This is a genomic window from Treponema sp. OMZ 855, assembly GCF_024181145.1.
Classification (GTDB): domain Bacteria; phylum Spirochaetota; class Spirochaetia; order Treponematales; family Treponemataceae; genus Treponema.
On record NZ_CP051194.1, the window covers coordinates 191,812 to 205,328 of the forward strand.

A 13,517-nucleotide genomic window follows, 5' to 3' on the forward strand; every position below is an offset into this window, starting at 1 on the left:
TTTTTAACGAATTGCCTTTTCGTATACGGAGGCAGCTTCTTTTGCGTGCCGGAATTTTTCCCAATCCGGTGTATGCGGTATAGAGAAGTTGTCGGCAGCAATGGGCTTGCTTGTATCGATGAGTTTCACTTTTTGCTTGGCAGTTAAAACGTGAAGCACTGCTTCGTCAAGCCGCTTTGCAAACGCAGTATCGGTGCGGGCTTTTTCGGCAATGGCTGTAATCAACGGATAGATTTTCGACAGCGAACACATAACCATATCACAGCCGGCAGCGATTGCACGTACAGCATTTTCTTCAGGCGATGCGCCGTTCCGGTTTAATGCCTGCATTGCAATGTCGTCGGTGATGATAAGACCGGAAAATCCCAATTCATTACGGAGCAGGGCAATTCCCTTTTCGGAAAAGCAGAACGGCACCGCTTCAATTGCCGGCACCATAATATGAGAAATGAGCGCCGCTGCCACACCGTCTGTAATTGAAGGCCGGAATACTGAGCAATAGCGGCTGAGGAAGGTGTCATAGTCAACGGTTAATTCGGCAGCGCTTTTGTGTAAATCCGCGGCGCCGTTGCCGGGAAAGTGTTTGACCGCCGCAAGAATGCCGGTGCCCTGCATACCCCGCACTGCGGCGGCGGCGTATTGCCCCGCTTGTTCGGGTTCCGGGCTGAATGTCCGCGTACCGAGCGCCGTTGCAACATCTTCCGTTCCTGCTTCCGCAACCGGCGCCAGATTAAGATGGAGACCTAGTTCCCGCATTTGTTGACCCAATAACCGATAGAGCTCCTCCGTTTCCTCGACGGAAAAACGCTTGCCGATTTCCTCTGCAGCGGGCAGCGGTACAGTGATGCGGCGAGTTCGGTATACGGTACCGCCTTCGTTATCGAGCGCGAAAAGCGGCGGGATAAAAGTATGACCTAAACGGCGCGCCGCTTCCTGAAAGCCTTGTACGGCCGATTCCAAAAAGTCTGCAACCGCTTGGGGCGTGTCCGCGATATTATATCCGAACAAAAGCACGGCGCCCGGAACGGTTCCTTTAAACGATGCGATGCTTTTTGCATCTGCCGTTTTGCTCCCTGCGATATTAACCATCAGTACTTGCGCTGCTTTTTCTTCAAGCGAAAGCTGAGAAACAACGGCACGTATGGCCTCCTCATTTTGAGATGATGCCGTATGTTCGGAAGCTGCCGTTGATACGGCAAGATTGCGTGACAGTACGGCTCTCTTGCCGATATGTTCGGGAGAGCTGCCGTTCTGCGCTGATGTTGACGCTGCTTGTGCCAAGGCGGCAAAAGGCTGCACAAATAAAGCGGAGATGATAAAAAAGAAAACAGCTGCAGCCGTCAAACAACATCTGCAGCATATTTTTTTTAGTACTAGCATAGATACGCGATACCGGCGGAGCGGCTGTTAACGGATTTCTGCGAGTGAGTCGCCTTCTGCAATCTGTGCACCGGCTGTAGCCGTAAAGTGAATAACGCCCGCCTTATGCGCATTGATTTCCAACTCCATCTTCATCGATTCGAGCATGATAACCGTTTGCCCTTCGCTCACCTGTGCACCTTCCGCAACAGTGTAGCGAAGAAGGGTACCGGTTACCGGCGCGAGCAGCTTTGTACCACTGTCGCTTGCTGCTGACGAAGATGCCGTAGCAGGTTTAGAAGCGGTCGGAGCCGCGGAATGTTGTGCTGTCGACTTGGAGGCCGGTGCTGCTTGCGCTGCGGCAGGGGCTGCTGATGTGGTTGATGCCGAAGCTGCGGCAGCCGTTTTTTGCGTAGATGCGGCGGATGCATTCTCTTTTACACTCACCGCGTATGCAGTACCGTTTACGGTGAATGTGCCGTTAGATGAAGAAACCGCATAATCGGTTCCGTTTACCGTTACCGTATATGAGCCGCTGCCGTTTGCAGTACCCGCAGCTTTTTTCTCCGCCGCCGGCGCCGTAAACACAACAGGGCCTTTACTGCGCTCTTTAAAGAATTTGGGCGCAACCTTAGGGAACATCGCGTAAGTCAAAACATCTTCGATGGAATTGCCCGCGCCGTTCTCTTTTGCTTCGGCTTTTATTTTATCCAGCTCATTGGGAATGAGGTCGGCAGGACGCGCTGTTACAGGGGCTTCAACTTTTGCTTCTGCCAAAGCGATTTTTACCAGTTCTTCATTGCACGGGGCTGGGGTTTTACCATACCGGCCGATAAGCAGATCGCGGGTCTCTGCGGTCAGTTTTTTATACCGGCCGAACAAGACATTGAATACCGACTGAGTACCGACAATCTGGCTGGTCGGAGTAACAAGCGGAATATAGCCGCAGTCCTTTTGAACAATCGGGATCTCTTTTAATACCGCATCCATTTTGTCGGAAGCTTTAAGGTCGCGCAGCTGGTTTTCGAGGTTGGAAAGCATACCGCCCGGTACCTGCGACACGAGGATACGGGTATCTGCGCCGAGGAAGCTCGATTCAAACTGAGCGTAATGCTTGCGCACTTCACGGAAGTAAGCGGCAATTTCAAGGAGTAGGTTAATATCCAAACCGGTATCCATTTCGGTACCGCGGAAAATTTCTACCATAGTTTCGGTCGGACTGTGGGATGTCCCCATCGACATCGACGAAATCGCAGTGTCCAAAATATCAGCTCCCGCTTCTGCCGCTTTAAGCAGTGTCGCTACGGAGAGTCCTGTCGTCGAATGGGTATGAATATTAATCGGGATACTCGTCTTTTTTTTGATAGCTGTTACCAAATCAAATGCTTCAAACGGCTTTAAAAGCCCTGCCATATCTTTAATACAGATGGAATCGGCACCGAATTCCGTATACGTTTTTGCCAGTTCCGCATATTTTTCGATAGTATGATACGGAGTCGTCGCAAAGGAGATCGCCATTTGGACATGCTTGCCGGTTTTCTTTGCCGCATCCGCCGCACGTTTAAGATTGCGCGGATCATTAAGCGCATCAAAGATACGGAATACACCGACGCCGTTATCGGCAGCAGCTTTCACAAACGCATCGACGACGTCATCGGCATAGTGCCGGTAACCTAATAAATTTTGCCCGCGCAGCAACATCATAATGGGAGTATTCGGCAAAGCCTTATGCAAAGAACGCAGTCGTTCCCATGGATCTTCATTTAAAAAACGGATACATGAATCAAACGTCGCTCCGCCCCATGCTTCCAGGCTCCAATACCCGACGCTATCCAACTTGCTGCAAATAGGCAGCATATCTGCGGTTGTCATGCGCGTTGCGTGTAAAGACTGATGCGCATCCCTTAATACCAGATCGGAAATCCGAACTTTATGTGCCATACATTACTCCTATGCGGTTCATACATTGAACATTAAAGTATAATGATATTGCTTATTGCTGGTTTTTGCAAGGTATACACCTTTTGAAAATATACAGTGCATCTACTTCGTTGCTGCGCACAAATTAATCCTCAACGTATCAAAGATACGCCTGCGGTTAATTTGTGCTCGCGCCTCGTATCTACACTGTCTATTTTCAAAAGGCTTACGGAAAGACTGGTTTTAACAGATGGCATCTTCTAAAAGTCTAACTGAGTTTTTAGAGATGTCCAGTTACTACTTTCTGATATAATTATTGACGTCATACGGCTTCCCCGCATTGTAATCGCGCAGGACAGCTGCGACGGTACCGCTTAGTAACAACAAGCTGATAAGATTCGGGATAACCATAATGCCGTTAAAGAAGTCTACCAGTTCCCATACCAAATCGATTTTCAGCAAGCTGCCTAAGAAGATAAATATTACAACCAGCAGCTTATACGGCATTAATCCTTTTGAACCGAATAGATACCGGATATTGGTTTCACCGAAATAGTACCACCCGATAATCGTGGAGAATGCGAAAAAGAACAAACAGATTGCAATGAAGAGGTAGCCGAAGGTATGTCCGAAGAGATGCTGTGAGAAAGCCTCCTGAACCAACTGAATACCTTTCATTACCGGCTGTCCGTTTTCAAATTTGATAATTCCGGAGCTGAGCACCGTAAAAACAGTAATATTCAAAACAACAAAGGTATCGATAAATACCGCGATAATTCCCAATACACCTTGCTCAACCGGGTTATCGACATTAGCAACCGCGTGAGCATGCGGCGTCGAACCCATACCGGCTTCATTGGAAAAAAGACCGCGGGCAATACCGTAACGAGCGGCACGCCCTATACCGAATCCCAAAGCTCCTCCCCAAACTGAGCGCGGGTTAAAGGCGCCTTTAAAGATCATCGCGAACATTGCCGGAATATTGGACGCATTCATTATAATAACGATAATCCCGACAATAATATAAACAATCGCCATTAACGGCACAACTTTTTCGGTAACGGAAGCAATACGCTTTACACCGCCCATGAAGATAATACCGGCAATAATCGCAAGGCCGATACCGGTTACCCACGTCGGCAGAGAAAAGGCGTTTAAGAACGCATCGGAAATTGAGTTCGCTTGAACCATATTTCCCATAAAACCGAGTGCAAGGATAATTGCAACGGAAAAGAACGCTGCAAGGAATTTTGAAAAGCCCGTATTCCCCAAACCGCGAGAAATATAATACGCAGGGCCGCCGACGGTTTGCCCCGAATTATCTTTTGTCTTGTATACTTGCGCGATACAGGCTTCGGCAAAGTTCGTCGCCATCCCCGCTAATGCGGCGAGCCACATCCAAAAGATTGCGCCCGGTCCGCCCATAATCAAAGCAGTCATTGCACCGACAAGATTTCCGGTACCGACTTGTGCTGCAATGGCCGTTGCTACGGCTTGGAAAGAACTCATACCGTGCTTTCCCGCTTTTTCTCCCTTTAAAGAGAAATTACTGAACAACCTGCTCCATCCGGCGCCGAACTTTGAAAATTGCACCCCTTTGAGTCGGAGTGTAAAAAACATCCCTGTTCCGCAGAGCAAGGGAATAAGGAAGTAGGGACCCCATACAAAACCGTTAATACTTCCAAACACATGAGTAAGATTTTGTAAAAATGCTTCCATACAACAAGCACCTCCAATTAACAATCTTAATATATCGTATCATATATTATCGGCGCCCGCAAGAATATAATTATTTTTTTATCTATTTATAAATATTTTTAATAGAACTGAAAAACGGATAATAAGTAAGACGGAAGCGTAACGAGTTTGTCATAAAATTCCGGCTCTGTTGCTCACGCTGTGAACTTAGCGGTTAATTAGCATAAAATGGCTGATACATAAAGAACGCAGGGAAGCATCGAGTAAGATTTACCCATTTCCGATGCTTCCCTGCGTAAACTATTGGGTTGTATTTCTTACCGCATGTTTTCCAGAAGTTTAACGATAAACTTCCACATCCGCTCGGCTGAGGAAATACTCAAATGCTCATTCGGGGTATGCACATCGTATAAATTCGGGCCGAAGCTGAGGGCATCGATATCGGGGATGGTCTTTTTGATGAGACCGCATTCGAGTCCTGCGTGAACGGCGGAAACAACCGGCTCTTTTCCGGTAAGGTCTTTGTATGTTTTTACGGCAACGTCCCGGGCATGCGACTTCGGCGAATACTCCCACGCGGGGTACTCCGACACCTTGTTAAAGATACCGCCGGTACGTTCGGCGCATAGCCGCAGCACTTGTACAATTTCATCCAGCTCGCTCTTCACCGAGCTGCGCACCGAAATCGTAAACTTCAGAGTTTCTCCGTCAAGGGCAAGAATGCCGTTGTTCAAGCTGGTTTGCACCAATCCGGGGATATCCATACTCATGTATTGTACCCCGTCAGGAGCCATCGTCATAAAGTCTATGATGCCGGAGCTGACCGTACCGTTATACATCATCTTAGGCAGAGCCGTCGCTGCTTCGGCTGCAATGCGGATATCTTTGTCGGCAACACGGTATTCCGCTTTAATTGCTTCGGCAAGTTTTGCAATCGCTGTCTGTGAGCGAGCGGCATCCTCGACAGTGATAATCGCCTGCGCTTCTTTTGCAATGGCGTTATGCTTCGAACCGCCCGAAATCGACACGATATGCACGGACTGCTCCGCCTTTACTGCGGACAAAATCCGTCCCAGTAGTTTGATGGCGTTTGCACGTTGTTTAATAATCTCCATACCGGAATGCCCGCCGAGCAGTCCGTCAACTTTGATTGAGAGCGCCTGTCCCTTCAATGGTTCCGTTTCGATCTTAAAATCGACATGGGTATTCGCGCCGCCTGCGCAGCTGACTAAAAAGACCCCTTCCTCCTCGGAATCGATATTGAAAAGAATTCTCCCCTGTAAATGATCGGCTTTTAACGCTCGTGCCCCATCCATACCGACTTCTTCGGTTGTGGTAATTAAGACCTCAAGCGGCGGGTGTGCAATCGACTTGGAATCGAGAATTGCCAATGCATAAGCGACCGCGATGCCATCGTCGCCGCCGAGTGTTGTGCGGTCGGCATGGAGATTGTCTCCCTCCACAATCAGCTTGATCGGATCTTTAAGAAAATCGTGATTTGAATCGGCTGTTTTTTCGCAGACCATATCCATGTGTCCCTGCAATATAACCGTAGGGGATTTTTCGTATCCGGCCGTCCCGGGCTTTTTGATAATGACGTTGAGCGCCTCATCTTGATACACTTCAAGAGAACGTTCTTTTGCAAAGCGTACTAAAAAATCGCTGATGGCTTTTTCATTGTGTGAACCGCGCGGTACAGCCGAAATCTCGGCAAACCAACGGAATACTTCTTTGGGTTGAATGTTTTCTATATTCATAATTGTTCCTCCTGAGTGGAAAGAGTGGATTCCTCTAAACCATCGAAATATCGCTTAGAGTTCCTTTCAGTGTATCATAATTTTACGAATGTTACAGGGTGTCCGTCCGTATTGTCATATCGCATTTTAGATGATATTATCAGTCTCCGCATATTGTTAACTGTAATGTAGAAAGGAAATAGTATGAATACGATGCCGACAGTCAGGACACGGGAAGAAATTCTGTTTGATATAATGCAGACCACTTCCCGGTTATACAGTATTCGCGATAAAGATATTTTACTGGAAAGGATATTAACTGAAGCGCGGCAGGCGCTGAATGCCGATGCAGGTTCCATTTATCTGGTTGAAGGAAAGCAGCTGGTTATTCACTATGCGCAAAACGCAACGCTGCAAAAACGATTAAAACCCGGAGAGAAACTTCCGTTTCACATTTTTTCGTTCCCAATCAATGACACGACTATTGCGGGCTCCGCTGCGATTACCAAACAGCTGATCAATGAACCTGATGTTTATGCCATTTCTCCCGATAAGCATTATAAATTCGGTACTGTCAGTGATATAGCGACAGGTTATAAAACAGTATCGACGCTGACGATTCCGTTAATTGCCGTTTCCGGCGATGTATTGGGTGTGTTACAGATGATTAATGCGCTTGATATACACGGCCGTATCCGCGCATTTACTTCCGATGATGAAATGTTCCTTTCTCATTTTGCGGCAAATGCTGCGGCAACGCTCATGCATGCATCGTTAACTCGTGAGATGATTCTCCGAATGGTGCAGATGGCAGAGCTGCATGATCCGCGGGAAACAGGACTCCATGTACATCGCGTTGCAAACTACGCAGTAGAAATTTATGACCGCTGGGCGTTTAACCATAATGTCCACCGGCATGAACGTGAAAAATTCCGCGATGCACTCAAAATTGCCGCTATGCTGCACGATGTCGGAAAGATTGGGATTTCGGATTCGATACTCAAAAAACCCGGCAAACTTACCGCTGAAGAATACCAAATTATGCAGAGTCACACATGGCGCGGTTCAAAGCTGTTTTTGTCAGGCAATTCGGCGGTTGATACCATGTCGAGGGATATTGCATTGCGGCACCACGAAAACTGGGACGGAACCGGCTATCCCGGCCATATCTCGGAGGAGACAGGCGCGATAGTAAAATACAATCGCACGAATACCGCTGCACAGGGGCTTATCGGTGAAGAAATACCGCTTGGTGCACGCATTACCGCGCTTGCAGATGTCTACGATGCGCTTTCCTGTAAACGAGTGTATAAAGAAGAATGGACTGAAGATAAAGTTTTGGAAGAAATACGGCGGCTGCGCGGCGTAAAATTCGATCCCGAAATTACCGATGCTTTCTTAGAAATTGTACCGAGGATTAAGGCTATCAAGGAACGTTTTTCAGAAGACGCTGCGTCTCCCGGTCGAGCGATTGGGCAAATTCCATAATTTCTTTCTTACCGAATGCTTTTGTCCGTTCCGGAGCAAGCCCGTTTACCGATAATTCATACATAAAATTCCGGATAGATAAGCGTTCGCCGATATTTTCGATAGTATATACAATACCGCGGTCGTTAATAACTTTGATGTGTGCATCGACCAGCTGTTTTGCAAGCGGAATATCACGGGTAATAACCATGTCGCCCTGCACAGCATGGGCAAGAATATACATATCTGCCGCTTGATCTTCGGCCTCGGTTATAACCGAGGTACAATAAGAATTTTTTGGAATAGGAATGAGGCGATTAGCGGCAAACACTGCCGGAACTTGCAGCCGCTTTGCCGTTTTACAAATAATTTCCCGAATTCGTACCGGACAGGAATCCGCATCGATAAAGAGGGTCATGCGCGTTCATCAGTTGCCGGAGCAATCGAGTAAATAATCGAATCAATATCTTCAATCATTTTTTTTGCCGATTGCTCGATTAATACCTCTGTTTCGTTTTGCGGAATCGTTCCCTGCTGATTGAGCCGTTCTTTGCTCAATTCATCCGAAAGTAAGAGACCCGCGATAATCGCGATACGCAATGAATCGTTAACACCGGATGTTTGCTGAACCTCCGAAACGACTTTTTTATAATGATTATAAATGGACTGTAAATATTCAGCGGGTTGATCAGCCTCGAGCGCAAATGACGTACCTAACAGATCGATTTGCAGCCGCCCTTTGCGTTCGGCCATCGTTAAAAAATATCCAGTTGATTGGAATGATTTACCGGTTCTTGCGGAGCCGGCTGCGGTGCCGTTTCGACAACTGTGGTCGGTGCCTGAGTTTCCGAAACGTCTTCGTGTACCGATTCCGGCTGCTCAGGTGCGACGACTTCAGCGGAGTTTTGTGCTGGTGACTGCGTTTCCGGAGATTCGCTTACAGCCGGAGCTGCTTCGTGTACGGCAGATGCAGCGGTGGAATTCGCTGCTTGATACACGGTGTCTTCAAATGCGCTCAAGTGATTGAGCGCATTGATGATGCCTTCCTCGATCTTGGCCTGGTCGTTTCTAAAGACAAGTACTATATTCTCCAACTCATCAATTCGTTTTTGGCGATCGTGTAGTTCAAGTTTTAATAAATCGTTCTCATCTTTGAGAGTCTGCATCAGCTCAATCGCTTTGGAGACTCTCGCTTCAAGCTGTTTAATTTGATCGAGGTTTAACATACTTTAGACTCCTAATGCTTTTTTTGACTGTTCGACAACACTTTTAAAAGCGGCCGGATCTTCGATAGCCATATTGGATAAGGCCTTGCGGTTTAAAGTAATTCCCGCTTTGACCATTCCGTTGATAAAGCGCGAATAGCTCATTCCTTCCGCGCGAACAGCCGCATTTATTCTGCTGATCCACAAGCGGCGCATATCACCTTTGCGATCGCGGCGTGCTTCAAAGCTATGGGTAAGAGCTTTTACAACAGCGTCTTTTGCCGCTTTATAGTTCGTACCTCTGCGTCCGCGGAATCCCTTTGCTAACTTTAAGATCTTCTTGCGTCTATGAATGCGTTTATTTGAACATAACGATCTGGGCATTGTATTCTCCTAAATAATCAAAACTTAATTGGTGCCGTAAGGAAGCAGCTGTTTTCTTATCTTTTTGCTGTCAGCTTCGGCTAAAATTCCGGCTTTGCGCAAATCGCGTTTGCGTTGCGGGGCTTTCTTGGTCAAAATATGGCGCAAATTCATTTGCTTGTACTTCACTTTACCGCTGCCGGTAAGCTTAAAGCGCTTTGCTGCAGCACTCTTACTCTTCATCTTAGGCATAGTACACCTCGTAAATTATTTCTTTGATTTGGGCGCGAGCGTCATCGACATGGTGCGTCCTTCCATTGCCGGAGGTTTTTCTACCGTTAAATCTCCGCCGAGTTTTGCCAGTACGTTATTTAATACGTCCAGCCCCAGCTCGGTATGGGCTAACTCCCGCCCCCGAAAGCGGATTGTTACTTTTACTTTATCGCCGTCATCAAGAAAATCCTGTATATGCCGTGCTTTAAAGGATAGATCATGGTCATTTATCTTAGGCTGCATACGAATTTCTTTGAGAACTTGCAGCTTCTGTTTTTTCTTGGAATCACGGAGCTTTTTTTCCAATTCAAAACGATACTTTCCATAATCTAAGATCTTGCAAACGGGAGGATCCGCTTGCGGAGCCACTTCAACGAGGTCAAGATTAACGTCTTGAGCCATCCTAAGAGCTTCAAGGGTGGAAACAATGCCCTTTTGCTCCCCTGCATCATCAATTAAACGAACCTCGCGGACACGGATTTGTTCATTAATCCGCAAACCTTTATTCTCCGCCAACTATTCTCCTCCAGTACACTTTTCTCAATGCACATAAAATAAAGCTATAGATCGTAAGTATATCGAATTTTCTTTGAATATGTCAAGGTTACTATCAATTATCTTCAATCATCTGATTGTTTCCAAATAAGCAAGCGTCTCTTCGGCTGTCTTTTTCCAGCTGTATTGCTTTACCCATTCTATTCCGGCATCGATTAGTTTTTGCCGCCGTTCTTTATTTGCACCGGCGCTATCGTTGATGAGGCTGCCGATGACTGAGGCAATTTCTTCCGGCTTATCGGGTTCAAAATAACAAGTGCAGTCGCCTGCAATTTCCGGCAATGCCCCTGCACGGACACAGGCTGTCGGAATACCGCATGCCATCGCTTCGATTACCGGCAAGCCGACGCCTTCGACGGGAGAAGGAAACACACATAGGTCGGCAGCAGAATAGAGCAGCGGAAGATTCTCGTGCGGGAAATATCCGGTGAGCAAGATATCCGATGCAAAGGGAGAGCGAAGGACAGCCTGATGCACCTGTTCTGCCTGTTCGCCGTCCGCACCCGCAATCACCAGCCGATGCGGCGCCTTTGTTTTTTGCTTAAAGATGGAAAAAGCATTAATCAGCTCGATATGCCGCTTTTCCGGATGAATAATCCGTGACGCATAAATGATATACGGACGCCGAATGGCAAAGGGCTTAATCATCAGCGCTTCCTGCGCTTGCAGATTATGCGGGTGAAACAGATCGGTATCGATTCCATTGTGTATAACGCGTATTTTATCTTCCGCAATGCCGTTTTTAAGTAGATTGTTCTTGATATAGTTGCTGGGGCTGATGATTCCCTTGACGGATTTAAGCGTTAACTTGGAAACAAAAGACGATAAGTTTTTTAAATATCCTTGAGCATTATCCGTAAGGATATTTTGCATAACAAGCACTGCCGGTACTTCAAAACGCATGGGCAGGAGTTTTGTCCCCGACGGCAATACGACAATATCATATTGCTGCTTACGGGCAAAGATATTAAAAGAAAGGCGATGCCAAGTCTGCTCCGCAAAAGCAGAATCTCCGACGGAAACGCAGGTGTACTTAACCCCTTCAACACCCGATGTATAGGTATATTTATCCAATTCGTGGCCGAAAAGCTGAATGCTGTGTTCGGTTTTGGGCAAATTATGGACTAATGAAAGAATGTAGGCTCCGATTCCCGATCTGCCGTGATCGCATCCGAGCGTATCAATTCCTATTTTCAAAGGAAACCTCTTTTTTAAGTATCTTAGAGCAGTCTCACCGGATAAATAAATCAAAATCGCAGAATAATCGAGGCTGTGAGACTAACTGAACCTCGAAGAGGTTCAGTTCTGGTTGAACAGCCTCGATTATTCTGCGGGGTTATATAAAACATCCGGTGAGACTGCTCTGCTGGATATTTTCACGATTATAGCATTTACCGTAACAATATGCTATCCTTGCCACATGACTGACTTTTTGGATTTGCCGCTGTACAAACCTTTTGTTGAAATACTTGCCGCCGGCGGGATTATACAACCGACTCCTATTCAAGAAAAAGTGATACCGCTCGCCTTAGAAGGTAAAAGCGTCTTTTTTGAATCTGAAACCGGCACGGGTAAAACCTTTGCCTTTTTGCTGCCGCTTCTAACTCGGCTGATGCGGGATGAGAAAAAGACAACCGCTCCGCGTATTCTTATTTTAAGCCCTACGGTAGAACTTGCATCTCAAATTAAAGAAGCTGCTGCACAGCTGCAAGGGACTGATACTAAATGTTTTAAGACACTGCTCTGTGTCGGCGGCAGCTCACTAAAACGGCAGATAGACGGCTTAAAAGAAAAGCCTGCCGTCATCATCGGAACACCGGCGCGCATTTCCGATTTAATCGGGCTAAAGAAACTCAAACTGCAAGAAATAGAAGCTGTAGTAATTGATGAAGCAGATCGGCAGCTTGCGCGGGAAAGCAGAGATGCGCTGCAAGTCGTTCTTAGTGCGCTGCCGCAGGATGTGCAGGCGCTTGCTTGTTCGGCAACATTTAATGGAAAAAATATTGAGCTACTTAACAGCTTTTTGCGGCGTTCAAAAACTACTACAGTGCCGGAATATGTTTCGATTGCTCATACGGGAGTGCTTCAAAACTCCATCGAACATTGGGCGCTTTTTAGCGAGCGTCGGAGCAAAGCCGATACCTTGCGTGCGCTGATCCATGCGTTGGACAGTACAGCATTGGACGGCAGAAAAAAAATCCTTATTTTTACTGCTCCTGCACAGGAAGTCGAAACCCTCGCGCAAAAGCTGCAATATAAAAAAATCGATGCCGTGCCGTTATATGGTAAACTCGAAGGTTCCGAACGAAAACAAATTATCGCACGGTTTAGATCGGGCAAAACACGGATATTGATTACCAGCGATTTGTCCGCGCGCGGACTCGATATTGCCGATATTGACTACATCGTGCAGATGCAGCTTTCAAAGGATGCCGATGTCTTTATACACCGCGCCGGACGTACCGGAAGGGCAGGAAGAAAAGGCATTAACATCATTATCGGAGATGAGTACGAGCTGCGTATTTTACAAGGCATCGAAAAAAAACTGGGAATAACGGTATATCCCAAAATTCTCACTAACGGAAAAATCGAGTCTGCTGCAGAAAATGCATAGATATGGAATTGGCTATTCCAGTATATTGCCTTCCGTAAGCCTTTTGAAAATAGCCTGCTGCACAGTTGTACGTCCGTGCACAACTGTACAACGACGAGATTTGTGCATAGCCAAAATCTCGCTACTGGTTATCACACCGGACATCCATGGACGTATTGATACGTTGAGGATTTTCAGTAGCGGCACGGATGCCGCTCGTATTAACCAGCAGCGATGTTTCGCTTGTGCGAAACTCGCCATTAAAAGTGTACACGGATGTACACTTTTAATGATAGATGTGCCGTATATTTGCAAAAGGGGAAGGTTGACAGGGAAAAATTAACAAAT

General features: G+C 46.8%; 13 protein-coding genes. 2 read left to right on the forward strand and 11 right to left on the reverse strand.

Features of this window, described 5'->3' with window-relative positions:
• Positions 1-3: 3 nt before the first annotated feature.
• The 4 genes from E4N65_RS01060 to E4N65_RS01075 all read right to left on the reverse strand — a co-directional run bounded on the left by E4N65_RS01060 (position 4) and on the right by E4N65_RS01075 (position 6,734).
• On the reverse strand, positions 4-1,344 hold the full coding sequence (locus E4N65_RS01060) for a glycoside hydrolase family 3 N-terminal domain-containing protein (protein ID WP_253673634.1): 1,341 nt from the start codon (positions 1,342-1,344) through the stop codon (positions 4-6).
• 63 nt (positions 1,345-1,407) lie between these two features.
• Positions 1,408-3,300: a sodium-extruding oxaloacetate decarboxylase subunit alpha gene (oadA, locus tag E4N65_RS01065; RefSeq protein ID WP_253673635.1), complete on the reverse strand. Its 1,893-nt coding sequence runs from the start codon at positions 3,298-3,300 to the stop codon at positions 1,408-1,410.
• A 276-nt stretch (positions 3,301-3,576) separates the two neighbouring features.
• Positions 3,577-4,998: an alanine/glycine:cation symporter family protein gene (locus E4N65_RS01070; protein ID WP_253673636.1), complete on the reverse strand. Its 1,422-nt coding sequence runs from the start codon at positions 4,996-4,998 to the stop codon at positions 3,577-3,579.
• A 296-nt stretch (positions 4,999-5,294) separates the two neighbouring features.
• Positions 5,295-6,734, reverse strand: a complete 1,440-nt coding sequence (locus E4N65_RS01075; protein ID WP_253673637.1) for an aminoacyl-histidine dipeptidase — start codon at positions 6,732-6,734, stop codon at positions 5,295-5,297.
• Between the two features lie 183 nt (positions 6,735-6,917).
• Here E4N65_RS01075 and E4N65_RS01080 point away from each other — a divergent pair, with 183 nt between their 5' ends.
• Positions 6,918-8,201, forward strand: coding sequence for a GAF and HD-GYP domain-containing protein (locus E4N65_RS01080; protein WP_253673638.1), 1,284 nt, complete (start codon positions 6,918-6,920; stop codon positions 8,199-8,201).
• Here the strand turns inward: E4N65_RS01080 and E4N65_RS01085 are convergent.
• The 7 genes from E4N65_RS01085 to E4N65_RS01115 all read right to left on the reverse strand — a co-directional run bounded on the left by E4N65_RS01085 (position 8,140) and on the right by E4N65_RS01115 (position 11,773).
• Entirely contained in the window at positions 8,140-8,598 is a 459-nt protein-coding gene (locus E4N65_RS01085) for a YaiI/YqxD family protein (RefSeq protein ID WP_253673639.1), read from the reverse strand. The genes E4N65_RS01080 and E4N65_RS01085 overlap by 62 nt on opposite strands.
• Positions 8,595-8,933, reverse strand: a complete 339-nt coding sequence (locus E4N65_RS01090; protein WP_253673640.1) for a cell division protein ZapA — start codon at positions 8,931-8,933, stop codon at positions 8,595-8,597. The genes E4N65_RS01085 and E4N65_RS01090 overlap by 4 nt, the downstream gene beginning before the upstream one ends.
• 2 nt (positions 8,934-8,935) lie before the next feature.
• Positions 8,936-9,406, reverse strand: coding sequence for a cell division protein ZapB (gene zapB / locus E4N65_RS12225; protein ID WP_371921821.1), 471 nt, complete (start codon positions 9,404-9,406; stop codon positions 8,936-8,938).
• Positions 9,407-9,409: 3 nt separating this feature from the next.
• Positions 9,410-9,769, reverse strand: a complete 360-nt coding sequence (gene rplT, locus E4N65_RS01100) for a 50S ribosomal protein L20 (protein ID WP_253673641.1) — start codon at positions 9,767-9,769, stop codon at positions 9,410-9,412.
• 24 nt (positions 9,770-9,793) lie between these two features.
• On the reverse strand, positions 9,794-10,000 hold the full coding sequence (gene rpmI, locus E4N65_RS01105) for a 50S ribosomal protein L35 (protein ID WP_253673642.1): 207 nt from the start codon (positions 9,998-10,000) through the stop codon (positions 9,794-9,796).
• A 15-nt stretch (positions 10,001-10,015) separates the two neighbouring features.
• On the reverse strand, positions 10,016-10,537 hold the full coding sequence (gene infC / locus E4N65_RS01110; RefSeq protein WP_016522923.1) for a translation initiation factor IF-3: 522 nt from the start codon (positions 10,535-10,537) through the stop codon (positions 10,016-10,018).
• Positions 10,538-10,645: 108 nt separating this feature from the next.
• Entirely contained in the window at positions 10,646-11,773 is a 1,128-nt protein-coding gene (locus tag E4N65_RS01115) for a glycosyltransferase family 4 protein (protein ID WP_253673644.1), read from the reverse strand.
• A 223-nt stretch (positions 11,774-11,996) separates the two neighbouring features.
• On the opposite strand from E4N65_RS01115, the gene E4N65_RS01120 reads away from it, so the two are divergent.
• Positions 11,997-13,190, forward strand: a complete 1,194-nt coding sequence (locus tag E4N65_RS01120; protein ID WP_253673645.1) for a DEAD/DEAH box helicase — start codon at positions 11,997-11,999, stop codon at positions 13,188-13,190.
• The last annotated feature ends 327 nt before the right edge of the window (positions 13,191-13,517 follow it).